Origin of the sequence: Candidatus Litorirhabdus singularis (assembly GCF_026262625.1) — a bacterium.
GTDB lineage: Bacteria > Pseudomonadota > Gammaproteobacteria > Pseudomonadales > Halieaceae > Litorirhabdus > Litorirhabdus singularis.
On sequence record NZ_SHNN01000002.1, the window covers coordinates 768900 to 792339 of the forward strand.

The following is a 23440-nucleotide window of genomic DNA, read 5'->3' on the forward strand; positions in this document are numbered from 1 at the left end:
ATGGATGCAGTAGGCGGTCAAACAGCATCACCGGCGAATTGATCTTGCATGTCACGAGCAACTTCACGCACCTGCTGTTCGGCATAGTGCAGGATATCGGTCATCCAGGTGACTTCGCGCTGCAGACAATACTGGCCCACACTGACTGTCACAAACAGAAACAGGAAGAATGCTGATAAAGGCGTGCGCCTTTCGTCAGACATCATCCGCCCCATACCTGGCGCGCTAATTCTCGTAGTTCCAACGTGTTGACAAGGCTGGTGGCATCGTAAAAATCCGGTGCCGGGATTCCATGCAGCGTCAATAACTCCCGCCAGGCTACGCGCAGTAGCAAGACAGCAGCCTCAGGCATACCAAGCTCGCCCCGCTCACAGGCTGCAACGGGCCGGGAGTGCCATAAGGGTTGATAGGTAGCCGAAGACACGCCATCGGTAGTTGAGCCCAAGCGCTGCTCCGGCCGCCGCGGACTCTCAAGACAGCTGCGCCACAGTAGCCAGTAACGTCGCTCAGGGTCGAGGCCTATTTCCCAGTAAGAAAGATGCACCGGCCGCATGTCATCGGACCATTCTGTCTGGGCAATAAAGCAGGCCTCACTATCATAGGAAACAGGAAAGCGATCGATGCAGGCAGCAGCGCCTAATGCCGTCCAACCCGCGTCTGCCACGGGCAGCCTAGGTACCAGACTGAGCAAGCGATCTACAGGGTCGTTCGGGCCTATTGCAAACCATTGTTTATCGCGGGTCATTGGACCGGACCCAAGGCGGTTTTAGCCAGCTGTCGTTGGCTCAGGCCCGTCAGGCAAGCCGCACCTTGACCCCAAAGTCCACTTTTTGTCTTTGACAAAGTACTCTCCCATAATCATGGATTACGGGTTCCATACTAGGGAGAGCGGCATTTTTACCCCATGGCCGCCAACGTCAGCTGCATGTCCGCGGGCGCCAAGTTACTATGGCCAGCAAAACCGTGTGCAAACGAATATATGGGAATGGCAAAAGGGGCAGCGCACTGGGCCCAGCGCTAATGCAGGTTGCGGCTGCCTTCTACCTCAAACAGATCGAGAAAATCAGAGAACAGGTTTTTCACAGTATCCAACGAACTGTTGAGCCGATGATCACCTTCTATCAAGTGCAACCGGGAATCATGTTCACGGGAGAAACGCTCAGAGTTGGCACAAGGCACCACCTCATCGTTAGTACCATGAACAATCTCCACATGAGCAGCACCCGGGCAATAGGACTGCTGCTCATACTCAGGTATGTAGAGTGCCGGAGCCATTAGAAATACCCCGCTAACCGGGAAGCTGCGGGAAGCAACCAAGGAGACATATCCACCCATACTTGAGCCAACCAACAACGCGTCGCTTTGCTCACGGATAAGAATGTTTAACAGCCGCACCACGCGCGCGTCTGGGTCGTCCTGATTCTGATAATCAACGCTATCGACCTCGAAACCTTTACTCTCGGCCAATTCCGCCAGAGCACGGATCTTACTGCCCCAGGGGCCGCTTTCTTTGCCATGCGCAAAATATATTCTCACCGTTAATCTGTCCTACACTACTTTACTGAAGAACGTATCATAATTGACGCGGCCAGCAGATCACCTAGCGCCAATTTTGCTATTCATGTCCCGTTAACGGGTACAGATATCAGGTATTTCTGTGGCGAAAGCCACAACCCCAAGGCTAGAGCAGACGGACTAGAGCCGACGCATCTGTCGACCGATGTCACGCGCAGGCTTATCCGCCACGCCAGCCTGACGCGCCACATCCCGCCACAGGTCAATACCGGCCTGTACCTCACTGATTAGCGCGCGCCCCTGATTACGCTTGATGCCGCAAAACCGACCCACGCTCAGCAAGTCCTCTACACTGAGACCATCGCGCTTACCGTTAATACTCATTTGGTGACGGTGATCATAATCAACTCGGGGGTTATAGGCGAAGTTCATGTCATAGGCCGGCGCCAGCCGCCAATCGCCGGATTTATCCATCAGAAATGCGATATTTTTGGTGTGATCTGCCTGGTTTCGCGCCAGTACGTTAAAAACCATACGCTTGAACTGCTGCTCAAGTGCCTGGCGACCGCAGCCAAGACGCTGGATGACTGCCAGCGCCTGCTCGTAGCTATAGGCGCCGGCGCGATTGAAGTCAAAGTGCGCTATTCCGCACAGCGTTAGCATATGTATTTTGTTGCCGAGTTCATCGCGATCAAAGCGGCGTGTGGCGAAATGTTGGCGTGAGCCGTCCGTCAGTAATCCGCACTCTTGCATCTCAATACCTGCCGCCAGCGCCATCAAGTGATAAGCGTATTCAATCAAACCGTGCCCGCGCAACTGCGGTTCCTCTTGATCTGGGTTAGCGCTAACCCCATCAAACTTTAGAATCCAGTAGCCAAATCCCTCTGGCGCAGGTAGCTGCCCTGAACGAACCTCATTCGTCTGCCTGTTCCAGGCAACAATAGCTTTGGCCCTGGCGCCTCCGGCAGAGGTACCCACCTGCATAATCTCCTGAAAGGCACCCTGATTTTCTGGCTCGTCCCCGAACTGAAAGGACAGCTGCGGGCGCTGATTCACAATACTGCCAGACAACTCCGCCAAGGGCTCCGGCTGGATCGGCTTACTGCCCCGCGGTCGATACCCCCGCGCTGGGCTAAACTCCAGTGCCCCCATCGCTCGTGAGCCGATATAACAAAGTCTTTCTACCGGGTTGAGCGAATCAGCCCGTCGACCCTCGCTGTCGAGCCAGGCATTAATGACCGCATTACCGAACTTATCAGGCAAGGCATCAGCCAGCAGACCTGGCAGGCCCTTAAAAGTATCGCGTTCAAGCTCCGCAAACTCAAAAATACCCGCGCCAATCGGCATAGTCAGGGGCGCTATCTGCGGCCCGTTGATAGCAAAATCAGCAGCGTACTCGAATGCACCAAGCTGGCGCTGACTATCCCATGCAATAGCGCCAATGACAGAGCCCCAAAGGCTGACGCTGGCTACCGTCATTCATCTTCGCCCCAACGAAAGGCGGGAGCGGAAGGCGTTCGGGGCGAACCAGCGCGGCGTCGGGTCTTACCCTTAAAGCGAGCTAGCGCCATCGGACTCGGCTGGTCCGCCGGAGCTAAGCTTTCAAGACTGTCGAGAAGCTCCAGTCCTCGTAGCAGACGGACCAGCGTTGAAACATCAAAGTTGCTGCCATTTTCCAGGCTGGAGAGGGTTTTGCGAGTGATACCCGCCTCCGTAGCCAAGGACTGCTGACTGATATTGCGGTTAAGCCTGGCACGAGCCAATCGTCGACCAAGCTCGCTCACTATTTGTTCATTATTTAGATCTGAATATTTCATACGAGTATCTTATTACTCATTAAATATTATTATAGTACTAAGGATAAGACTACGTAACATAATAATTTATATATATAACGCGTATTAAATTACTTTTAAAGCATTTAAATACTTATTTTGAGTAATAACTTTATCGTTATACAAATTATTAATATTCAGATACTTTCCGTCGATAAACACATTGCCCGCCTGAGCGTTAATGTGAATAATAGTAGTCATAGAACACATGTCGTGGATGTATACATAATGGACGCAGATCAACATCAACCCAAAATGCCGGCAGCGCGTACCCAGTGGCCGTTTCGCTGGGAGCTTCTGGTGCGTTACCGCTTTATCGAGATAATCGCCCTCTGGGAGGGACGCCTGACCACCCGACATTTGTGCACCACGTTTGGAATCGGCCGACAGCAGGCCTCCAAAGATATCAACGCCTACTTGCGTGAGGTCGGGCCAGCCAACCTGGAATACGACAAATACTTGAAGGGCTATAAACCCACTTCCGGCTTTACCCCGCGAGTCACCCGTGGTCTGGCGGACGAATATCTACACCTCATGGCACGCAACAACGAACTATCGTCGATGTTTGAAAGCCTTGACCTACAGGTCGCTAACATGGAGGTTTTGTCCGTGCCCGTGCGCGATGTACCACCACAGATCGTGCGCCCCATTGTCAGTGCCGCGAGACAGCAGAAGCGATTGGAAGTCGATTACGTCTCTATCAATGCACCAGATCGCGAGGGACGGGTAATCGTGCCGCATACTCTGGTGCACACCGGCCTGCGTTGGCACGTGCGTGGCTGGTGCGAAAAAAATCAGGAGTATCGTGACTTTGTGCTCAGTCGATTTCGCGGCGACCCGGAGATAATGGACACCTCACCTCACGGCTATGAAGATGACGTCGCTTGGCGTGAGCAGGTAACAATTCGACTAGTACCAGACTCACGCCTGCACCCTGCCAAACAAGCAGTTGTGGCTGGCGACTATGGTATGAGCAATGGCGTGCTGAAAATCACGACCCGTGGATCGCTTGTTCAATATGCGTTGCAGTCACTGCGCATAGATACCTCTGTCGTGCAGATGAAACCAGAAGCTCAACAAATCATGGTAGAGAATCTGTCAGAGTTGGAGCCTTATCTGTTTCACTAGTGAGGCTCCTGTTTTAGGGCGATACCCGACCTGGTCCGAACCACATGATGTAACAGCCTACCCGGGCATCTGGGCGGCTAGCTATCAACGCCAATCTCGGCGTCGCTTACACACCGCTGCTCGTACACCAGCCCCAGCGCCACAGCCAGCAAGATGAGCAAGCCCGCCAGCTCATCGTAAAACGCTACCGCAGCGCCAATTACAATGACCTTGGCAAGGAGCACAATGATTTCATCGGTCATATCCAGTGGCGGTGAGTCCGCGAGCGCCACTACGTCAATATCATCTTCACTTTCTCTGAATGCATTATCACTAAATAGATTGAGCATGTGAGTTATCCCGAATAGTCGAGATATCAGTGTCCGCGCTTCGGTCCATGTCGCCAATCTGTCGCCTAACCAACGTGATTGAAAAGCATACAGGTAGCCTACACGGTCATGACACCGCTGGTCGATAACGCGCCAGACCCACGATTGTCTCGACTGCTTTGCTGTTATATGGTCTGCACCCTATAGGTCATCGGAATTCAAAGAATGCAGCTTCATCTCAAGGACAAAACCGCTCTCGTTACCGGCAGTCATCGTGGCACTGGCAGCGTCATCGCCGCCACTCTGGAAAAAGAAGGTTGCCAACTCATCAGTCATGCCATTAATGAGGTCGATCGCAGCGAGCATGGTTATTCCGTATGGGGTGACCTGGCAACCGTCGCCGGCTGTGAGCAAGTGCTGGAACAGATTGCCGCAACAGACCTCAACGTGGATATTCTGGTCAACAACTATGGCACAGCGGACCGTCACAACTGGCAGGACACTGATACCGACAAATGGCTGCAAATGTATGAACTGAACGTTTTATCGGCAGCACGCATGGCCCAGGGGCTAACGCCTGGCATGCGCGAACGTGGCTGGGGCCGGGTGATCAATCTGGGCACTATAGGCTCACACCAACCCAATTCCATTATGCCCGCTTACTACGCGGCAAAAGGCGCGCTGGCCACTCTGGGCGTGAGCCTGGCGCTGGAATTAGCTAACACTGGCATCACTGTCAATACAGTATCACCGGGCTACGTGCGCACAGATGAAGTAGAGGCTGGCTACACAGCGCGAGCGCGCAAGCGCGGGCTCAGTGAAGATTGGGATGAGGTTCAAAAAATGATCGTGGAAACCGACTTCCCCAACCCCTGCGGGCGCATCGCGGAGCGTGAGGAAGTGGCCGATTTGGTGGCATTTCTTGTCAGCACACGCGCCGGTTTTATCAACGGACAGAATATCCGCATCGATGGCGGCGCTGTGCGCTACGTCTAGGCGGCCCGCAACGCACGGCCCAAGGTCTTGCTGCCGAGTGCCGGGGTGAAATCATCGCCCTGCCATACCGCTTCACCGTTAATGAGTACACGAGTCACTACGCCGTCAGAGCGATTGACCATCTGATCGTGCTCAAACAGCTCCCGATAAATGAGCTGCCGGTTGGCGTCACAGTCATGCTGACTCAGCGCCTCAGGATCAATCAAGACAATATCTGCCTGCGCGCCAATTTCCAGGGTGCCCACATCCAGCCCGAAGAACTCGGCAGGCTCACTGGTCAAGCGCTGTACCACGCGCGCAACTGTCTGCAGGGATTCAGCCTGCGCCAATTTCAATGACATTAGGTTGGCATCAAAAAACGCCATATTAGTAATGTGGGCGCCTGAATCATTGAAGCCCGGCATCGTCTGTTCGTGCAGCAGTAACCCGAGAGTGGCCTTATTGCCTACATTGCCGATATCTACCCAAAAGCGGAAACTCTTATCGTACTCACGCAACATATGCAGCATAAAGTCTGCATCTTCAGTTAAGGCACGCGGGAACTTGTCAAACACTTCACGCTCACAATCGCTACGAGCCTGATCAACAGCACCCTGTTGATAGCGTGCCAAACGCGCAAAAACCTGCTCAAAATTCTCTCCATCCCATTCAGCCGTTGGCGCACCATCAAACACCATACGGTCAAAATCACGTATCACCAGACTGTCAGGAGCACCCATCTTGGTGCGTAAGTGGGCAAGATTCCAGCCGCTACGACCATGATTCCAGTCGGTACGAAAATCCTCTATAAACTGTGGATCATTGAGCAGTGCCAGGCGCCCTTCTACGTCATCATATTCCTTGGCAATCAAGCGACAGGTGGAATCAAGCTCTTCGTAAAGCGGGCTGACAATACCGTCCGACCAGACTCTGAAGTTTGTCCCCAAAGCCTGAAAATGCATATTGCCGCGGAAAAAGCTCCCGTTCATAAGTTTGGCAAAGCCAAGAAAGGCATTCGAAGCTTTCGGCATTAAGGCAAATTCCATTGCACTCAGAGCAGAAGTCTTGAGGGCCTTGCCGAACAAGCGACCGCTGGTAAACGCGAAGTAAGTGAAAGCCTTAAGTCGGTTTTCGATGATAGGAGTGGTCTGCCAGACACGGTCGCGGTCACGCAAAACTTGCAGCAATCGCTTCATCTCCCAGCGCGGTGCGAATTGCGTAGGAATGCGCTTATCGGTATTGGGGGTGTTCGCCATATAGTGGAACGGCAAGCCATCGGTACTCATTCCCATAAAGCCTTGTTCCAAGGCCTGCTCCAACAACTGCGCCATTTGCTCGAGTTCTGCCGGGGTCGGCTCACGGGAGACACTTTCCTGCAGACCCATGACTTCTACGCGCAACATCGAGTGCGGCACAAACGCAGCGATGTTCGGTCCCAGCGGAATTTTGTTGAAATGATCGAGATAGTCGCCAGTATTATCCCAGGTAACCGCCTCGACGCACTTCCTCAACACTGGCTTGGGAATGTTCTCTACACGGGTAAAGCAATCGACAATCGGGTTATCGTCACCGTGCAGTTGCTGTCCGAAGCAAGTACCCAGACTGCAGTTACCTACCAGCACTGTGGTGGTACCGTGACGAACAACCTCGGGCAGCCCCGGTTCCAGGTCTACCTCTAGATCCAGGTGGGTATGAATATCCAACATTCCCGGCAACAACCACTGCCCCTGCGCGTCAACGGTCTCCGTCGCTAAAGTCGCCGGCAGGTCAGACCCACGCGCAGCGATGCGACCATCGCGAACGGCAATATCGACCACCTGCGGCGCCTTACCGGTACCATCAAAAACCAAGGCTCCCTTGATCAGGGTATCCCAACAAATATCGGTCATTGCTATATACTCCTTACTAAGCAGCCGTCCATTGTGCAGACTTGCAATGAACGGCGCAAATATTATAGTGCGTGCTTCACTGAATCACGTCCTCACGCTCTCTACTATTTCATTTACTTCTTACTACTCACTGTCGTCCGCATCAGGAGCATCCAATGAATATCCCCGACGCATCTCTAATCAGCGTAATACCTCTATATACCGCATTGCTGGGTTTGCTGTTTATTCCGTTTACCCTGCGCGTAGGGACCTACCGCATAAAGAACAACATTTTGATCGGTGACGGTGACGATCCAGAGATGCTGAGAAGGATTCGGGGCCAGGCCAACTTCATTGAAACCGTACCCCTGGCACTTATACTGCTAATAATGATGGAACTATGCGGCGCTGGTGATACCTGGCTGCATGCACTTGGCGCCCTGCTGGTATTCGGTCGAATAGCGCACTACGTCGGTCTTACCGAAGTCGGCCCGGGCCTACTGCGTCCCATCGGAATGATGTCCACACTGCTGGTTTACCTGGTACCCAGTGGTTGGTTGCTGGTCCATTCGCTGTAGTAGCCGCAAGCAAAAAAAACCCGGCACAAGCCGGGTAAAGGTAGGGGTCATGAAACCTGTGTCATCTGCCAAAGAAGCGCGCCCTATTGCTTAAAAAATTCCCGGCGATACCGCTGCCGGGGAAAGGTAGGGACTGCTTTCGCTGCGCCATTAGCAGGTACTAATACTTTACTGGATCACTCAAGCCGCTTGCATTAAGTCAGCGGCAAAGGCTGTGGCAACAGCCTGCAGTGAATAATCCTCCATTTTCATTTGCTTCAGGGCATCCTGGGCTGCTTTGGCACTCTTGCTGCTAAGGCGCTTTTGCAACGCCGGCAGGATCCCAATTCGGTTCACCATCTGCCAAGTACCCGTGGCGCGCTTACGCTTACCACTCTGCCAACTCAGCGCCTCTTCGTAGGCATAGAAAGCCTTAACCGCCATTAGCTCCGCCTCAGACTGCACCTCATGGTCCGCGGCACGTAAATCAACAGCGTGGCGGTAAGCCTGCAAGGCCAGCTCCGGTTGCCCACGTTCAGTGGCATTCTTTGCAAAGATATAGCAAAGCTCTGGTTGCTTAATACGTGCTACCAACTCGTGCATTTCCCGTAACCCCTTGCTGTCCATCACCGATTCCTCTTTTCCATTTGGCGATACATATCGCCATAGCCGCCTTGTTGGCGCCAACCTCAAGTACTGCGCTGAACAATCAATTCAAAGTGTCCTAACAAACTCCTGAACTCTACCGCTGTGCGGTTGATGGCCAGACCTATACAAGCGGCGTCATCTGGTTGCACACTGACATCCTCTTGCCCTCTCTCTACCAGGGCTGCCAAAGCCATCAGCTCAAACTCCGTAAATTCAACGGAAACGGTATCGCTAGCCAGCTCAATCGTTCGCATCGAAGTTTTCCATCTCTATCAACCAGCCCAGCGCTGCAGCGTTTTCTCCAGCAGTCGCATCAAAACTATTCTCGTCAGCGACTTCGTAAGGCAGCGCTGGCGCCAAGTGGTTGTGCATAGTCAGTTCCTTTCAATGTTGATCATGTGCTGCGGTATGGACACATAATAGGCTGCCAGACCCTGGCAAAGGATTGCCCACAGCGCCAACCGCATGACTATTGACGCCATCTTGGTATCAGATCCACTTAAATCCAATTAATTCCTTATAACCCACTGTTTTTAATACATTATTTTATTTTTGACCCGTAAAGAAAGGCGCCAGGTGGGCGCCAGGATGAAGCTTTACGGGTACAAAAAAGCCCGGCGATGCCGGGCGAAGACCTGATCTAGCACTGCTCCTGACTGGGCTTTGCAGCCACTCTTAATCTATTTGGGCATAGCCGTGACCGGGCTTGCCGGTCAAATGAATGCGGACAGCTCGCTCCAGCGCGTAAGCGTCATAGTCGCCCGCGAGCGCTTCGCTGCTGCCAGCACCATGACTAAATCGTTCGATCCGCTCCGCGGCCACTCCCAATGCCTGCAGTTCCTGCATGACATAGCTGACCCTGGCCAACGACAACTGCATGTTGTACGCGTCATCTCCACGCGGATCGGCGTAACCGTCCAATCGGACCGCAATAGCCGGATTATTAGCGAGGAAATCCGCCAGTTTCGCCAAGCGATGACGACCCTGCGGAGTCAGTTCAGTGGCATCCGTCTTGAACAACATTTCCAACTGCAATTGTTCGAGTACCAGCTGCGCGTAATCAAGATTGGCGTCCTCTGCCATTTCCAGACGTGCCACCAGCATCTGCTGCTCCTGCAAAGTCACAGCAAGCCGTGCCTCGGTGACTTCCAACGCGGCCCGGTCAGCTTCAGCGCTGGCTGCCTGCTCCAGTTGCTCGCTGTACCAGGCGCCGATAGCGGCACCAGCGACCATACCAAGTGGCCCGCCTAAGGCACCACCAGCCGCCGCCGCACCGATAACCCCGGCACCCTGCTTCGTCGCCAGATGTTCATCGGCATACGCAGGCCCTACTGTCATCAATGCCATCATTCCGGCCATTACTACATTGCGTGTTTTGCTCATATCATGCTCCTTTGCAGCTGTGCTGCGGTTAACGTTTGCTTCAACGCTATTAAGCAGCGAGAAAGGGGCAATCACTGGCAGCATATAGGGCAATTCAACGATAGAATCTGACCAATTATGGCGCGCACATTCCGCCATCAGAGGGCTATAAAAAGCACGCTCGCGTTTACGACTGTGACTTGCTTTGCGGTACTGCTCGGACTACCCAACGCAAGGGCCCGCCGGCACTGGCACCCGTAAACGGGTAGCAGGTAACCAGCATTAACTCACCACCGTGTTCGGGCAAGGGCTGGTCACGCGTGTCCACTACACCAGCATCAACGACACGATAATTCGTTTGATTTCCATTGATAGCTTGCAAGGAAATGAGAAGGCCCGGACGCAGTTGCGCAAGAAATTGAAAGTGCGAATCACGGTGTCCTGCAATGACCTTGGTGTCGCTCACTGCTGAAAGCTGTAGCCCGGGTCCGAAGGCCAGCGCCTGCCCGTGATGCCCCTCGAGTACGAACAAATCTACGTTCAATGCTGCAACTCGCATTCGCAGCACGGCTCGAGTATCCAAGCCTGGCCACGCCGACGACTGCTTTCCCTGCAACCAGGCCTTCTTTATGAGAAGCTGGGCCAACTCAGACTTACCCACCATCCACAGCGCACCGCCCGCCTGCCAACAGCCAAGCGTCATCAGCAGTATAAGCACAAAGCGCATAAATATGCCGCTATCTACTGCCGCGAATAACCTTGCGTGCATCGTCGCTTCAACCAAAGGCGCGCGCCCAATATCGCAATCATCATGGCTATCAAGCCGGTCCATAGCAGCCGCTCGAGTACACCCAACGCGGTTTTCGGCCACGCCATTTGCTGCCCATGAGGCAGTAGATTGGGTATTCGGGCCCCTTTCAATGCAGCATCCATGGGGCGACTAATACGCTCTTCAATAGCGACAAAGCTGGTGTAGGGGCTCATCAGTTGGTGCTCCAGGGCCACCGGCAGGACCATGGAGCGTACGGCCTCATCACTCGCACCCAGAACACCCAGATCCATCAAACCCGCAATCTTTCGCCGAGCCCACAGCGTTGCTATATCAGTTCCGTCTTTGTTGTTGCCCAATATCAACTGACGCTGCCAGACACCATGACTACTCTGACCCGTCACGACAACTACGCCATCATGCAAGGGTGCTTCAAACCGCACTAGTAACTGCAAAGGCTCTCCTGCATAGAGGTCCGGTAGCTGCTCTGGGTAAGCCTCGACGCCTTGGGGCCAGTGCACTTTGATATCAGTAAGCTGCGGCTGCTCAAGTTGCTCAAACAGCGACGCCAACACCGGTTCAACCTCCGCACTGTCACCAATATAGGTAAAACTTCCACGGCCAAATTGTGCTGCCTTGCGCATAAACCAGCCATTGGGAGCCGATCCGATACCAACGGTAAAAAGTCTGCTACCAGCGAGGTTCTCGCTGATAAAGCCGATTAGTTGGGTCGTATTGGCCACCGCGCCGTCGGTAATGAAAACCACCTGGCGTATATGTTCGCTGGCAATACCCGGCAGCGCCAATTCCAACGCCCCCAGCATTTCGGTACCGCCGCCGGCCTCAAGATGGCGAACAAACTCACTGGCGACAGCCACATTGTGTGGCGTTGCGGGCCGCGCCTTAGGGAACAGCTGCCGTGCACTACTATTAAACTCGATAATATTGAAGGCATGCGGCTCAGCGAGGCCACTTAAGGCCTGCTGCAGCGCGGCGCGTGCCTGAGCGATGGAGCGACCACCCATTGAACCCGACGTGTCGATGACAAATACGATCTCTCGTTGTTGCTGCTTGGGCGCTGGTGATTCCGGCGGCAACACCATCAACAGTCCATAGTGCTGGGCGTTGCGCTCACCAGTCAAAAGCAGCGCCTCCGGCAGACTGCCCAACTGCGGCTGCCAATCCAACACCAGATCTCGATCCAGGGATGTATCGCCCTGCGCCAGACTCAAATGGTAGCGGTGACCGGTACGCGTCAACGCCAGTGGATGAAAGCGCGCACTCACCGCAGTCAATGGAACCCCCATATCAATATCAACAGTAATGCGTAGCTTATGGCTGTCTCCCTCTGTTAACTGCGCCGCCGCAACGAACGCAGGCTCAGGCGCCGCTACCTCAGCGCTAACACCGGCTGGAACATAACGGGGTGTCATTGTCATGGGAAAGCGCAAGCTGTAGGAACCGCGTCGCCATTGCACTTGCTGAACGTACTCTAGCTCTACAAGCACCTCCTCGCCCGGCGCGATATTGGCAACCCGATTACGAAATAGATGGGGCGTATGCTGTTCCACCAGACTGGCCTTCTTGCCCTCGCTGCGGGCTTTTTCATAGCGTTGCAGAGCATCTGCCCGTTCGGCAATGGTCCCGTGTATCACCCGGTTGCCTACCTCCATACGCAAGCGATTCACCGCGGCGTCTTCCGGAAGCGGAAACGCATAAACCGCTTCCACCCAATGCTCTGTCTGATTACGAAAGCGTTGCTGTAACTGCACTCTGGCGACCACCCCGCTAACCTTAATGCTCACAGCAGTATCAAGTATGGGCGCTGGTACATATGACCCAGCAGTGATCTCCAGCATTAATTCTCCTCGACTTATGTCTGGCAACGCCTGGGCCCCGGCGCTCAACGCAATTAGACATGTCACCAGCAGTAAGCCCCCATTAAACCTGTTCTGTGTTTTCATAGTGATAGCCGCGCCCTGTCAACAATAGTGAAACTATGAAAACAGTCCATGCGGGCAAAAAGATCTCCCCGCAGTGTCGATTTGCTGCGCAATTGTGATGAATTGTGGCGTACCCTTGTGCAAGCCAGCCATTTTTGAAAACATCCAGCGTAAAGCTAAAGAAGAACTCTGATGCCACGCACAATTGCTATCGTAGAAGACGAAGCCGCTATCGCAGCAAATTATCGCGATGCCTTGCAGCGACAAGGTTTCAGCGTCGCTATTTACCCGGACCGTCCCAGTGCCTGGGCGGCGTTCAGCGAACGACTGCCAGACTTGGCCATCATTGATGTTGGTTTGCGTGATGAAGTCGAGGGCGGCTTCGAACTGTGCCGTGAACTGCGTTCACGCGCGCCGGAATTGCCGATCGTGTTTTTAACGGCTCGTGACTCTGAGCTTGATGTAATCTCCGGCCTCCGTCTGGGTGCGGACGACTACCTGACCAAAGATATTAGTCAGGCTCAAATGTTAGCGCGTATTGTTGCCCTGTTGAGACGCGTTGACGCGTTGAGGCAGCCAGTACGTGCAGACGACGTCATCGAGCGTGATTCGCTGAGCATCAACCTGGAAAGAATGAGTGTGCATTGGCAGCAAGAGCTGGTGGAGCTCACGGTTACAGAATTCTGGATGGTACACGCCCTCTGCCTGCATCCGGGACACGTCAAAAACCGTCAGCAACTAATGGATGCAGCCAATGTGGTGCTAGACGACAATACCATCACCTCGCACATCAAACGCATACGCAAAAAATTTCAGCTTCATGACCCTGCTTTCGCATGCATTGAAACCGCTTACGGCATGGGTTACCGCTGGCTCAGTGCCTAAGCGATGAATCTGCGTCGGCAACTGCTTCTGGTGAGCCTTTTGCTACTTACACTGCCATGGGCGGGCTGCCAATTTGTGCGTGAAATGGAATCGGCCCTGGAGCATGGGCAGGCGCAATCATTAAGGGCTTCAGCGCGCGCTGTCGCAACGGTGTTAATGGACCGGCCAGAGTTAATATACCCCAACACTGAGCGACGGCTTGCAGAAAACAATGCCCAACCCGGCCCATCCCTTTATGCAACGACCAGCAGCGCGCCAATCATCGTTGACGGCTACGATGATGGCTGGGACGGGCCTGACCACCTCCAATTTGGCCCGATCAGGTACCGCTCCAGAACGCGTGATGGGCGACTCTATCTACTACTGCAAATCACTGATCACGAAGTAATTTATCACGACCCGAAGTTACTGGACCGGGTGAGCGGTGACCGCCTGTTATTACGTACTGATCGCGATTATATTATTTCTACAGCGGCGCCGGGACCGGTGCAGGCGCGTCTACTTAACTCCCGTATTGGCGGCCCAGACCTGATGGGCAACTGGGAGTCTCGCATTCGCGGCCACTGGCAAGATACTCAGGATGGCTTTTCTATCGAGCTTGAAATGCCACTTTCCGCGCTTCATGGCAGGTTAGGTTTTTCTCTGATCAACGTAGATGGTGACGGCAACGAAACACATTTTGGAAATCTGGAATCCAATCGCCCGGCGCCCTGGTTGATTTACCCGCCACGCGCACTACAAGCTCTGGTTACACCTTTTTCCAGCGTCGCGTTAAGGCTGAGCGTGATTGACCGAGACCGTTGGGTGGTCTCTCAGGCTGGCCAACCGGGAGCCGCAGTGGCGGGCACAAAAACTCCCTGGCTGTTGCGTGCCATCTACCGTGCGATTCTCAATAAGGACCCACCACCTGCACCAACGGCGGCCGCGATTTACGGCCAGCAGGCCGGCCCTGAAGTTGAAGGTGCTCTCGGCGGTAACTCCGCAGTGGGAAGCTATCGCCTAACTGCTGGCGGCGAGCAGAAGCTGATACTTGCCGCCGCTCCTATCGTCAGTGACGGTAAGGTGATAGGCGCACTTTTAGCAGAACAGAACAGCGAGCAATATCTGAGTCTGACGGATCAGGCTTTTAGTCAGCTACTCTTTATCAGCCTACTTGCGATGCTGGCCTCGGCGCTGGGTTTGATCGGTTACGCCTCCTGGCTTAGTTGGCGCATTCGGCAATTGTCACAGGCCAGCGCCAATGCAATTGGCGCGGATGGTCAGATTCGCGCTGAATTCCCCGCCAGCAGTGCCAAAGACGAGCTTGGTGAGCTGGCCCGTCAGCACGCTCAACTGCTGCTGCGTCTGCGCGAATACAACGAGTACCTGCGCTCGCTGAGCCGCAAGCTATCACATGAGTTGCGTACGCCCATTGCCGTTATCCAGTCTTCACTGGATAACCTTGAACACAATGACAGTGACCGAAACGTTTACCTCCCCAGAGCACGCCAGGGGCTGGCTCGACTCGCGGGCATTCTCACCTCAATGGCAGAAGCGAATCGACTGGAGGAAAGCTTATACAGTAATGCGCTGGAACCGTTTGACCTGGCCGAGCTGTGCCGGCAATTACATGCCGCATACCGTCAGATTTACCCACAGCAACAGATCACGCTGTCAGGGGCAGATACCGCACTGCTGGTACATGGGTCCGCAGACTTGGTCGCGCAAGCCATGGACAAGCTGCTGGATAACGCGGCCAGCTTTTCGCGTGAAGGGAGCCGCATCACAATTTCAGTGCATAAGACCGACACAGATATCATTGTACAGGTCAGCAATGAGGGTCCGGCGCTACCCGCACATATGCAGCAACAGCTGTTTGATTCGATGGTTTCAGTGCGCGAGCAGCGTGACGATGTACATTTGGGGCTGGGGCTTCACATCGTCAAACTGATTATGGAATACCATGCGGGACAGGTTCAGGCCGCCAACCGCGATGACGGCAAGGGCGTAACCTTCAGCCTCTGCTTCAGGGCTTGATTGCCAGCACGTCGGTGCGCAGCCGCGACAACACATGCTCTGCAGTATTTCCTAACAGACGTGCTTTGACCCCGCGCCGACCTACCGTGCCCATGACCACCAACTGCGCCCGCAGCCGCGCCGCCTCGCTGGCAATCACTTTCTCTACCGGCCCCCGTTTTAATCGAAACTGTTTCGGAGACAGCTCATACTCTTGGCATAGCCGTTCTACTACAGGCGTCAGTGATTCCTTTATATCAAGCGCATGGCTGTGCTCATCGACCAGGTCTAGTTCGGTCAGCAGCGGAGAAATATGGATGGCATGAATCAGGTGCAACTCGCAGTCCATTACCGCCGCATACGCTTTAGCGGTCTCTATAACCTTGCGATTGAGTGCCTGCTTGACGCGCGATCGGCTAGCTAGGTCCAGCGTGGCCAGTAGCGGTCGGGTCTTACGCCATTGTCGATCACAGACAATCATCAGCGGTGCCGGACACTCCCTCAGCAGATGCCAGTCAGTTGAGCTGTAAACAAAAGTCTCACTGCGGTGACCGGTCTTGACCACGACAGCATAGTCTCTGCGTTCGCATTGGCGAACCACCCAGTTTCGAATCTCTTTCTCCCACACTGACTTAACCGACACCTGTAAACCCGGGAGCTGTTTTGCAGAGACCAGCTGCTCCAGCTTCTGGCCGTGAGCCTCCAGAATGCGCCGCCGGGCTTCTGCCTGCTGAGACTTGCCGGTAATTCCTTGAGCGGCCAGTGATTCGTAGCAAAATCCAACTACCTCTACCGTATACCCGCGGCGCTGTGCCAATTTCATGCCGCGCTCGATAGCCGGCTGCTTTTCGTTCAGATAATTGGCAATGATCATCATTCTGGGCATTAGGATTCCTCCTTGGAGGTTTGCTGCAGGCGTTGCCGATAATCCGCTGGTGCTTCTCCGGTCCAACGCTTGAAAGCACGCGAAAAAGTACTGGGCTCAGAAAACCCTAACAGATACGAAATCTCGCTAATAGAACGGGCTGGATTGTGCAGATATTTACGCGCCAGTTCCAGCCGGGTGTCCTGCAATAAATCTACGAAACTGGTGCCTTCATCTTTCAGTTTGCGCTGCAGTGTTCGATTACTGACATTCAGCGCTCCAGCTATCTGGCTTTGATTCGGTGGCCCGTCTGGCAATTTTTCCACAATCTTGCTGACCACATCGCGCGCCGTACTGACATCATCGAAACTGGCAAGATACGCTTCCGCCTGATCATCGTTAATCTTCGCCAATTCCTGATTGGCGGTTAACAGCTGGTCTACAATGTCGGAGCGCACAAAACTGACCCGATCTATCTCCGCCCCGAAGTGTATTTTTGCGCCCATCAGTGACATGAACAGATCAGGATCCTCCGGTTCGGGCCGGCGCGTATCGACACTGATAGGACTCACATAATCTCCCAATGTCATGCGGCACATCACCATCACCAAGCCCATACCAAAATCCAGGCTGGCATAATCGGCCTCATCATCCTCGACAACCCGCCCGACATGAAACTCCAAATCAATCAGTTCATCGCGCTGCTGTAGCCTAAGCTCCACCCCTGTACTCAGCACATGGCAGAATCGCACCAACCGCTGCAAGGCATCTAATACTGTATCGCTGGCGAGAAAGGCAAGCCCCAGTCCCTGCAGAGTCGCCGCCTGGACCTGTTCAGCCGCCAGTAAACCGAAAGCCGGATTGCCCGTTTCCCGCAGCGCCAAGCTGAATAGCTGCTGCATTTTTGCCGCCGGTATGCGCCGATCAGCATTAATAACATGAGCCGGATCAATATCAGCTTCTGCCAATAATTCCATGGGATCAACGCCCTGCAGGCGCAACGATTTGGCGATAGGCAGTACAAAAGTAGCCAGAGTTGAGTGTTGCTCATGCGTTGCTTCATTCATGCGCACAATATAGCGCAGCTGCAGCTTGCAAGGCCAGCAAGCGCGCCTCCGTAGTCACTCCGCTCAATTGTAAAGAAGCCCCGCCGAAGCGGGGTAGATGCTATGAATATAGCTTTATACAACCACCGGTTCAGCCGCCGGTGAACTCTTCTCGCGGTGAATACGGCGCCCCAGATTCACCACAAGCAGCAGAAATAGCGGCGCAAATACGCACACCAACAATAGCAGCGTGCTACGCATACCCCAGCTGTCCAGCAGAAAGCCGAGCAGCGGTCCGCTGACAATGAACACGCTACGCACCAGCAGACTAACCAGAGAGTTAACAGTAGCCCTGAACTCCCCCGGCACACGGCTGTTTAACGCTTCATAGAACAAAGTCAGGCTCAAACCGCGGCTGGCCTGAATAGCAAACCCGAACAAAACCCCATACCAACCTCCACTCAACGCCATACCCAAAAGGCCGAACAGGGGCAGTATGGCTGTCACCAATAATAGGTTACGCCAACCCAACCGTTGCTCGATTACCCCGGCATAACGTGCCGCGACACTGACGGTGAGGGCAAAGGCCGCCCAGATATAACCAAACCAAACTACCGGCACACCGTTAAGCTCCCAGTATTTCTGGTATACCCAAAAGCTGTATAGGCCTAGCAATCCGAAGCAGACGATAGCAATCACTGTCCACAGCACTACCGGGCGCCCAAATAACAGCAACTCCATAATATGCCGAGCATTGTCGGCGTGCCCATTCTCACTGGGCGGACGCCGTGCCTCCTGCAAACGCCACGCCAGACAAAACGGCAACAGCCCAACGACTGCCTGTACCGCTAGCAAAATTGCCATATCTGCCCACACCAGCAACAGACTGGCAACTATCCCTGCCACACCCGACGCCCCGGCCTCAATCGAGATTAAACGGCTTAGAGACCGCCCGGGACCCGCTTCCCTATCCCCCAATGCCTGGAGCTCTGTCTCGCTGTCATAGAGCAACGCCAGATCCGCGCCGGAGATCAAGCTAATACCAACACCAAGAATGAACTCATACAACATGAAATCAAAAAAGCTGTCGGCCCCAAGCAGCCACAGAAAGCCACCGGCGTTAGCCAGCGAGCCGATGATCAGGGCTTGCTTGCGACCCCACAGATCAGCAATATAGCCGGATGGAACTTCCAACAATGCGATGGTCATCGCGAACAAAGCCTGCGTCTGCAGCACTTCAGACATCGTCAGGCCGTAGCCTTGCAGCAAGGGCACGAACACGGGAATGACCACCATAAAGCTATGGCAGAAACCCATGAGATAAATTGTCGTAATATTGCTTTTCAGTATTCTGTTCACGGCGCCACTCCCTGCCGCGAGAACCTGAAAAAAACGAGTAAGCCTTAAACGAAAAAAGCCTCCGGAACTTCAGGTTCTCGGAGGCTTTTTTGCTTACTTATCAATTCGCTTCCTCAAACCACTCCATGCACAACCAGCAGCGCACACGGCACGCCGATACTGGCGTGGCGTTTGCAGCACATAGCTGTTGTTTGGCAATACATCGTGGTCATGAGTCTGTCTTCACATTGATTAGGTTGGTAAAAATCTGCTGCCGCTTCTGCGACAGGCGAGCATCATCCTCCTGCCTACAGCTTCGGTCAACCGCGGCATGCTCCAGATGGCCATATTGTGAACAAGTTACGCTAACAGCGCGCGGTGCTCGTCTGATAAAAAGACGCAAAGCGATCGTGCTAACAATAACCAATGGGAGAAAAGATCTGTGAACAACGACTGTCCAATTGCAATCAACGATGCTTTCGCGGCATATTGACAGCCTGAGCTGACGGAGACAAAAAGTATTAAACGCTTACATCTGGGCCTTACCCCTTGGCATTACAACAGCGAAATTGACGCTGACGCTTTATGTCGGCAAGCCGAGCTTGCTGAAACATGGGGCTACGACTCTTTCTTTCTCCCGGAAAGTCATTTCTCTGGTGCTACCTCGCTGCCTGATCCAATGTTGCTACTGGCCGCCGTCGCCGCGCGCACCACACGTCTGCAACTGGGAACTACCTCTTATCTGCTACCAATACGCAATGCGCTACAGGCCGCGCAGCAGGTAGCCGCGTTGGATCGACTCTGTAAAGGTCGGCTGATACTGGGCCTGGGCCGCGGCTTCCAGTCAGCAATGCTACAAGCCTATGGCGTTGACCTGAAACTCAAACGGCAGCAGTTCGAAACTGTTCTTGGCGGTATGCGCAACGCATGGGCTGGCAATGCCATCGATGCTAGCGCTGAACCACTGCGCATATCCCCGCTCCCTTTACAGCAGCCACACCCGCCACTCTGGGTGGCAGCTTTTGGGCCCAAAGCTATCACTCAGGTCGGCTCTATGGGGCTGCCCTATCTGGCCTCGCCGATGGAAACGCTGGATCAACTGACACACAATCACCAACTGCACCGCGACGCCATCTCGAAGGCGGGTAAAAAGCAGCCACCTGAAATTATCATTATGCGCACAGTCTACATCAGTGAAGATCCTGACCAGTGCGCGCAAGTACGCGACAAACTGGCTTCTGTTGGCGCTGGCGTTCACGCCAAAAACGCACCCAACCCCGTTGACGACTGGTGCCTGATCGGTTCGCCGGAGCAGGTCGGCGTCGGCATCGAGCGTTATCAACGGCATTTGGGCATGACACATTTAATCGCAGTACGTCCGCGGGTACCGGGAATATCGCGGGACGCTAACTGCGAGTCGATGAGACTACTGAGCTTAATGCGCAAGGATGGTTAAAGACGCCAAGTTTGAGAATCATTGCGCTAACCGTTATTGTTAGCGCCTGCCGCATTTGACCAGTATCTGCTTAACTATTTCACAGACAACACGGGAGTTCATATCTTGAAAACACGCGCCGCTATCGCAGTCGCAGCGGGTAAACCGCTAGAAATCGCCGAGGTTGACCTGGACGGACCACGTGCCGGTGAAGTACTGGTCGAGATCATGGCTACCGGCATCTGTCATACCGACGCTTTCACACTGTCAGGAGATGATCCCGAGGGCGCCTTTCCTGCGATTTTAGGTCATGAAGGTGCAGGCATCGTCCGTGAAGTGGGCGCCGGTGTTACCTCCGTCAAGCCCGGTGATCACGTAATCCCTTTGTACACACCCGAGTGCCGCGAGTGTAATTTCTGCCTGCACCCAAAAACCAACCTGTGTCAGGCAATCCGTGAAACTCAGGGCCAGGGCGTGATGCCCGACGGCAGCTCACGCTTTTCTCTGGATGGGACGCCCATACTGCATTACATGGGATGCTCAACGTTTTCTAACTTCACCGTGCTACCCGAAATTGCGTTAGCCAAAGTACGTGAAGACGCGCCTTTCGACAAAATCTGTTACATCGGTTGCGGTGTGACTACCGGCGTCGGCGCCGTGGTCTATCGTGCTCAGGTTGAGGCCGGTTCCAATGTCGTTGTATTCGGTCTCGGCGGTATCGGGTTGAACGTTATTCAGGGTGCCGCTATGGTCGGCGCTGGGAAAATTATTGGTGTCGACATTAACCCCGCCAAAGTCGAGTTGGCGCGCAAATTTGGCATGACTGACTTCATCAACCCTACTCAGGTCGACAATGTGGTTGAAGCCATCCAGGACCTGACTGGTGGCGGTGCCGATTACAGCTTTGAATGCATTGGTAACGTCGACGTGATGCGACAGGCGCTGGAGTGCTGCCACAAGGGGTGGGGTGAAAGCTATATTATTGGGGTTGCCGGCGCCGGCAAGGAAATTGCCACCCGCCCGTTTCAACTGGTCACCGGCCGCAGCTGGCACGGGGTAGCATTTGGCGGCGCCCGCGGTCGTACCGATGTGCCTAAAATCGTTGACTGGTACATGGAAGGGAAGATCAATATCGATGATCTCATCACCCACACTATGCCACTAAACGATATCAACAAAGGCTTTGACCTGATGCACGCAGGCGAGAGTATTCGCTCGGTCGTGGTTTACTGAAAACTGGAGTGACAATGGAACAGGTAGGCTTAAACCACTGCTTTGGCGGCCAGCAGTTGCGCTTTCGGCACCAGGCCGAAAGCCTCGATTGCGCCATGCATTTTTCGGTGTATTTACCGCCACAGGCAGAGCGCGGACCAGTGCCCGTACTCTACTGGCTATCTGGGCTAACCTGCACCGATGAAAATTTCGTCAATAAAGCCGGTGCTCAACGTTATGCCGCCGAGCACGGTATTGCGGTCGTTGCTCCGGATACCAGTCCGCGCGGCGAAGGCGTAGCGGACGATCCTGAAGAGGCATGGGATTTTGGCTTGGGAGCCGGGTTCTATCTTAACGCGACACGCGAACCCTATGCCCATCATTACCAGATGTACGACTATATAAGCACTGAGCTGCCGGCCTTAATCACTAAGCAGCTGCCGGTGGACACGGAGCGCGCGGCTATCAGCGGCCACTCTATGGGTGGACACGGGGCTTTGTGCATTGCTTTGAAAAACCCGGGGCAGTATCGATCTGTTTCTGCTTTTGCGCCCATCGTTGCACCATCGCAGGTGCCCTGGGGACACAAGGCCTTTAGCAACTATCTGGGCAATGATCAGGCAACTTGGCAGCAATGGGATAGCTGTGCACTGATCCGCGCTGGCGCGGCTCAAGTACCTATGCTGATCGATCAGGGCGACGCGGATGACTTTCTGACAGAACAGTTACGCCCGGAGCTCCTACAGCAAGCCTGCGAAGAGAGCGGCTACCAGGCACGAATCAGAATGCAGTCAGGCTATGACCACAGCTACTTTTTTATCGCCAGTTTTATTGGGGGGCACATCGCCTTTCACGCCGCGGCGATGGAGCAGTAAGACTGCCCAAGCCTGTTCAGGGTGCTGCACCAGGCACTTGCAACTCGACACTCAACCCACGGTGGGGAACATCATGCCCTGCCAGCTACGACGTTCAAACGGCTGCCACTGCCCCTGTGCCTGGGCCAAGCGCTCCGCCAACAGATACCAAATGCTAGGGTTATACGTCATGCCACAGTGGCTACCGATCACTTCAATATTTTGCGCTTGCGGAAAACTGCCTTGCTGTATCGCAGAGCGCCAATTAACCACGCCGTCGCCGCGCGAGTAAACCGCCGTTGTCGGCACCCGTGGTGGCTGCGCCAGCACATACTGATCGATGCTGATCTCGTTATCCGGGTTAAGCAGTGAAAACAATCGTCGCGGATAAGAGCCAGTATCACGCCCCTCACCGAAGGGACTGCCCAGAGTAATAACTTGCCGCACCTGATGTGGCGCTTGCTTGGCCAGCTCTCTGGCGTATATGCCGCCGAGACTGTGGCCAACCAAAGTTACCGCCCCACCGCTGTCTGCCGCCAATTGGCTAACTCGCTCCAACGCCCGTTCCAACAAATCTCCGCGCGGGCCCATATTGCGACCTTCCTGCCAACCAACAGCCTGATAGCCCAATGATTGCAAATATCGGCACAGCGGGCCGTTATAGCGGTCATCGCTAAGAAAGCCCGGTATGACCATTACACCATGGCCATCGCCTGCGGGCTGGCTGCGCAGCCAGCGCCGACAAAGCGCCAGCGACGCGATTTCGCTCATGGCTCGTTGGGCCTCGGTCAGCGCCAGTAGAATATGTGGCGGCGGCATGGCCTCATCGACTTCGGATTTTAACGCGGTATTATTCATAACTTGGCGGGGCGCAGTGCCTACAGCTAAAACGATGCCAAGCA

25 protein-coding genes are annotated in these 23440 nt (G+C 54.3%); 8 read left to right on the top strand and 17 right to left on the bottom strand.

Translation table 11 applies throughout. The features are described from left to right. Positions 1–17: 17 nt before the first annotated feature. The 5 genes from EYC98_RS11875 to EYC98_RS11895 form a co-directional block, all read right to left on the bottom strand. Positions 18–206: a hypothetical protein gene (locus tag EYC98_RS11875; RefSeq protein WP_279245557.1), complete on the bottom strand. Its 189-nt coding sequence runs from the start codon at positions 204–206 to the stop codon at positions 18–20. Then, complete coding sequence (locus tag EYC98_RS11880; RefSeq protein ID WP_279245558.1) at positions 203–745, bottom strand: hypothetical protein; 543 nt, start codon at positions 743–745, stop codon at positions 203–205. Before EYC98_RS11880 ends, EYC98_RS11875 begins: the two co-directional genes overlap by 4 nt. 272 nt (positions 746–1017) lie before the next feature. Then, positions 1018–1536 carry a YqiA/YcfP family alpha/beta fold hydrolase gene (locus EYC98_RS11885; RefSeq protein ID WP_279245559.1) on the bottom strand — a complete coding sequence of 173 codons (519 nt, stop codon included), beginning with the start codon at positions 1534–1536 and terminating at the stop codon, positions 1018–1020. A gap of 159 nt (positions 1537–1695) precedes the next feature. Next, a complete protein-coding gene (locus EYC98_RS11890; RefSeq protein ID WP_279245560.1) occupies positions 1696–2994 on the bottom strand; it encodes a type II toxin-antitoxin system HipA family toxin in 1299 nt (432 codons plus the stop codon). Continuing rightward, positions 2991–3332 (bottom strand): helix-turn-helix domain-containing protein, encoded by a 342-nt coding sequence (locus EYC98_RS11895; protein WP_279245561.1) that lies wholly within the window; start codon positions 3330–3332, stop codon positions 2991–2993. The genes EYC98_RS11890 and EYC98_RS11895 overlap by 4 nt, the downstream gene beginning before the upstream one ends. Before the next feature lie 246 nt (positions 3333–3578). Here EYC98_RS11895 and EYC98_RS11900 point away from each other — a divergent pair, with 246 nt between their 5' ends. Beyond that, positions 3579–4478: a BrxR family helix-turn-helix transcriptional regulator gene (locus EYC98_RS11900; protein WP_279245562.1), complete on the top strand. Its 900-nt coding sequence runs from the start codon at positions 3579–3581 to the stop codon at positions 4476–4478. Between the two features lie 77 nt (positions 4479–4555). Here EYC98_RS11900 and EYC98_RS11905 read toward each other — a convergent pair whose 3' ends face one another. Further along, entirely contained in the window at positions 4556–4807 is a 252-nt protein-coding gene (locus EYC98_RS11905; RefSeq protein WP_279245563.1) for a hypothetical protein, read from the bottom strand. 204 nt (positions 4808–5011) lie between these two features. Here EYC98_RS11905 and EYC98_RS11910 point away from each other — a divergent pair, with 204 nt between their 5' ends. Next, entirely contained in the window at positions 5012–5782 is a 771-nt protein-coding gene (locus EYC98_RS11910) for an SDR family NAD(P)-dependent oxidoreductase (protein ID WP_279245564.1), read from the top strand. Here the strand turns inward: EYC98_RS11910 and EYC98_RS11915 are convergent. Next, complete coding sequence (locus EYC98_RS11915) at positions 5779–7650, bottom strand: N-acyl-D-amino-acid deacylase family protein (protein ID WP_279245565.1); 1872 nt, start codon at positions 7648–7650, stop codon at positions 5779–5781. The genes EYC98_RS11910 and EYC98_RS11915 overlap by 4 nt on opposite strands. 155 nt (positions 7651–7805) lie before the next feature. Here EYC98_RS11915 and EYC98_RS11920 point away from each other — a divergent pair, with 155 nt between their 5' ends. Then, positions 7806–8207 (top strand): MAPEG family protein, encoded by a 402-nt coding sequence (locus tag EYC98_RS11920; protein WP_279245566.1) that lies wholly within the window; start codon positions 7806–7808, stop codon positions 8205–8207. A 180-nt stretch (positions 8208–8387) separates the two neighbouring features. Here EYC98_RS11920 and EYC98_RS11925 read toward each other — a convergent pair whose 3' ends face one another. The 6 genes from EYC98_RS11925 to EYC98_RS11950 form a co-directional block, all read right to left on the bottom strand. Continuing rightward, positions 8388–8813 carry a hypothetical protein gene (locus EYC98_RS11925; protein WP_279245567.1) on the bottom strand — a complete coding sequence of 142 codons (426 nt, stop codon included), beginning with the start codon at positions 8811–8813 and terminating at the stop codon, positions 8388–8390. A 62-nt stretch (positions 8814–8875) separates the two neighbouring features. After that, positions 8876–9088 carry a hypothetical protein gene (locus tag EYC98_RS11930; protein WP_279245568.1) on the bottom strand — a complete coding sequence of 71 codons (213 nt, stop codon included), beginning with the start codon at positions 9086–9088 and terminating at the stop codon, positions 8876–8878. After that, a complete protein-coding gene (locus tag EYC98_RS11935) occupies positions 9075–9206 on the bottom strand; it encodes a hypothetical protein (protein ID WP_279245569.1) in 132 nt (43 codons plus the stop codon). Before EYC98_RS11935 ends, EYC98_RS11930 begins: the two co-directional genes overlap by 14 nt. A gap of 303 nt (positions 9207–9509) precedes the next feature. Then, complete coding sequence (locus EYC98_RS11940) at positions 9510–10217, bottom strand: OmpA family protein (protein WP_279245570.1); 708 nt, start codon at positions 10215–10217, stop codon at positions 9510–9512. Positions 10218–10383: 166 nt separating this feature from the next. Further along, a complete protein-coding gene (locus EYC98_RS11945; RefSeq protein ID WP_279245571.1) occupies positions 10384–10923 on the bottom strand; it encodes a class D sortase in 540 nt (179 codons plus the stop codon). Between the two features lie 14 nt (positions 10924–10937). After that, positions 10938–12824 carry a marine proteobacterial sortase target protein gene (locus EYC98_RS11950; protein WP_279245572.1) on the bottom strand — a complete coding sequence of 629 codons (1887 nt, stop codon included), beginning with the start codon at positions 12822–12824 and terminating at the stop codon, positions 10938–10940. Between the two features lie 276 nt (positions 12825–13100). Here EYC98_RS11950 and pdsR point away from each other — a divergent pair, with 276 nt between their 5' ends. Both pdsR and EYC98_RS11960 read left to right on the top strand, forming a co-directional pair. Further along, the gene (pdsR, locus tag EYC98_RS11955) at positions 13101–13793 is read left to right on the top strand and encodes a proteobacterial dedicated sortase system response regulator (RefSeq protein WP_279245573.1); all 693 of its coding nucleotides are present in this window, start codon (positions 13101–13103) and stop codon (positions 13791–13793) included. 39 nt (positions 13794–13832) lie between these two features. Beyond that, complete coding sequence (locus tag EYC98_RS11960) at positions 13833–15809, top strand: ATP-binding protein (protein WP_279245574.1); 1977 nt, start codon at positions 13833–13835, stop codon at positions 15807–15809. Here EYC98_RS11960 and EYC98_RS11965 read toward each other — a convergent pair. The 3 genes from EYC98_RS11965 to EYC98_RS11975 form a co-directional block, all read right to left on the bottom strand. Continuing rightward, positions 15799–16674 carry a universal stress protein gene (locus EYC98_RS11965; protein ID WP_279245575.1) on the bottom strand — a complete coding sequence of 292 codons (876 nt, stop codon included), beginning with the start codon at positions 16672–16674 and terminating at the stop codon, positions 15799–15801. The two genes, EYC98_RS11960 and EYC98_RS11965, sit on opposite strands and share 11 nt — an antisense overlap. Beyond that, on the bottom strand, positions 16674–17720 hold the full coding sequence (locus EYC98_RS11970) for an AraC family transcriptional regulator (protein WP_279245576.1): 1047 nt from the start codon (positions 17718–17720) through the stop codon (positions 16674–16676). The genes EYC98_RS11965 and EYC98_RS11970 overlap by 1 nt, the downstream gene beginning before the upstream one ends. Positions 17721–17834: 114 nt before the next feature. Next, a complete protein-coding gene (locus EYC98_RS11975) occupies positions 17835–19058 on the bottom strand; it encodes an MFS transporter (RefSeq protein ID WP_279245577.1) in 1224 nt (407 codons plus the stop codon). 514 nt (positions 19059–19572) lie between these two features. On the opposite strand from EYC98_RS11975, the gene EYC98_RS11980 reads away from it, so the two are divergent. The 3 genes from EYC98_RS11980 (at position 19573) to fghA (ending at position 22559) form a co-directional block, all read left to right on the top strand. Further along, entirely contained in the window at positions 19573–20493 is a 921-nt protein-coding gene (locus EYC98_RS11980; protein ID WP_279246077.1) for an LLM class flavin-dependent oxidoreductase, read from the top strand. Between the two features lie 105 nt (positions 20494–20598). After that, positions 20599–21705, top strand: coding sequence for an S-(hydroxymethyl)glutathione dehydrogenase/class III alcohol dehydrogenase (locus EYC98_RS11985; protein WP_279245578.1), 1107 nt, complete (start codon positions 20599–20601; stop codon positions 21703–21705). A 14-nt stretch (positions 21706–21719) separates the two neighbouring features. Then, a complete protein-coding gene (fghA, locus tag EYC98_RS11990) occupies positions 21720–22559 on the top strand; it encodes an S-formylglutathione hydrolase (protein ID WP_279245579.1) in 840 nt (279 codons plus the stop codon). Between the two features lie 51 nt (positions 22560–22610). On the opposite strand, the gene EYC98_RS11995 is transcribed toward fghA, so the two are convergent. Next, a complete protein-coding gene (locus EYC98_RS11995; protein ID WP_279245580.1) occupies positions 22611–23396 on the bottom strand; it encodes an esterase/lipase family protein in 786 nt (261 codons plus the stop codon). Between the last annotated feature and the right edge of the window lie 44 nt (positions 23397–23440).

What these genes read in the sequence shown, in the direction of transcription:
- EYC98_RS11875 (WP_279245557.1), bottom strand. Translation starts at nt 206, where the DNA reads ATGATGTCTGACGAAAGGCGCACGCCTTTATCAGCATTCTTCCTGTTT.
- EYC98_RS11880 (WP_279245558.1), bottom strand. Translation starts at nt 745, where the DNA reads ATGACCCGCGATAAACAATGGTTTGCAATAGGCCCGAACGACCCTGTA.
- EYC98_RS11890 (WP_279245560.1), bottom strand. Translation starts at nt 2,994, where the DNA reads ATGACGGTAGCCAGCGTCAGCCTTTGGGGCTCTGTCATTGGCGCTATT.
- EYC98_RS11895 (WP_279245561.1), bottom strand. Translation starts at nt 3,332, where the DNA reads ATGAAATATTCAGATCTAAATAATGAACAAATAGTGAGCGAGCTTGGT.
- EYC98_RS11900 (WP_279245562.1), top strand. Translation starts at nt 3,579, where the DNA reads ATGGACGCAGATCAACATCAACCCAAAATGCCGGCAGCGCGTACCCAG.
- EYC98_RS11905 (WP_279245563.1), bottom strand. Translation starts at nt 4,807, where the DNA reads ATGCTCAATCTATTTAGTGATAATGCATTCAGAGAAAGTGAAGATGAT.
- EYC98_RS11910 (WP_279245564.1), top strand. Translation starts at nt 5,012, where the DNA reads ATGCAGCTTCATCTCAAGGACAAAACCGCTCTCGTTACCGGCAGTCAT.
- EYC98_RS11915 (WP_279245565.1), bottom strand. Translation starts at nt 7,650, where the DNA reads ATGACCGATATTTGTTGGGATACCCTGATCAAGGGAGCCTTGGTTTTT.
- EYC98_RS11920 (WP_279245566.1), top strand. Translation starts at nt 7,806, where the DNA reads ATGAATATCCCCGACGCATCTCTAATCAGCGTAATACCTCTATATACC.
- EYC98_RS11925 (WP_279245567.1), bottom strand. Translation starts at nt 8,813, where the DNA reads ATGGACAGCAAGGGGTTACGGGAAATGCACGAGTTGGTAGCACGTATT.
- EYC98_RS11930 (WP_279245568.1), bottom strand. Translation starts at nt 9,088, where the DNA reads ATGCGAACGATTGAGCTGGCTAGCGATACCGTTTCCGTTGAATTTACG.
- EYC98_RS11935 (WP_279245569.1), bottom strand. Translation starts at nt 9,206, where the DNA reads ATGCACAACCACTTGGCGCCAGCGCTGCCTTACGAAGTCGCTGACGAG.
- EYC98_RS11940 (WP_279245570.1), bottom strand. Translation starts at nt 10,217, where the DNA reads ATGAGCAAAACACGCAATGTAGTAATGGCCGGAATGATGGCATTGATG.
- EYC98_RS11945 (WP_279245571.1), bottom strand. Translation starts at nt 10,923, where the DNA reads ATGCGCTTTGTGCTTATACTGCTGATGACGCTTGGCTGTTGGCAGGCG.
- EYC98_RS11950 (WP_279245572.1), bottom strand. Translation starts at nt 12,824, where the DNA reads ATGCTGGAGATCACTGCTGGGTCATATGTACCAGCGCCCATACTTGAT.
- pdsR (WP_279245573.1), top strand. Translation starts at nt 13,101, where the DNA reads ATGCCACGCACAATTGCTATCGTAGAAGACGAAGCCGCTATCGCAGCA.
- EYC98_RS11965 (WP_279245575.1), bottom strand. Translation starts at nt 16,674, where the DNA reads ATGCCCAGAATGATGATCATTGCCAATTATCTGAACGAAAAGCAGCCG.
- EYC98_RS11970 (WP_279245576.1), bottom strand. Translation starts at nt 17,720, where the DNA reads ATGAATGAAGCAACGCATGAGCAACACTCAACTCTGGCTACTTTTGTA.
- fghA (WP_279245579.1), top strand. Translation starts at nt 21,720, where the DNA reads ATGGAACAGGTAGGCTTAAACCACTGCTTTGGCGGCCAGCAGTTGCGC.
- EYC98_RS11995 (WP_279245580.1), bottom strand. Translation starts at nt 23,396, where the DNA reads ATGAATAATACCGCGTTAAAATCCGAAGTCGATGAGGCCATGCCGCCG.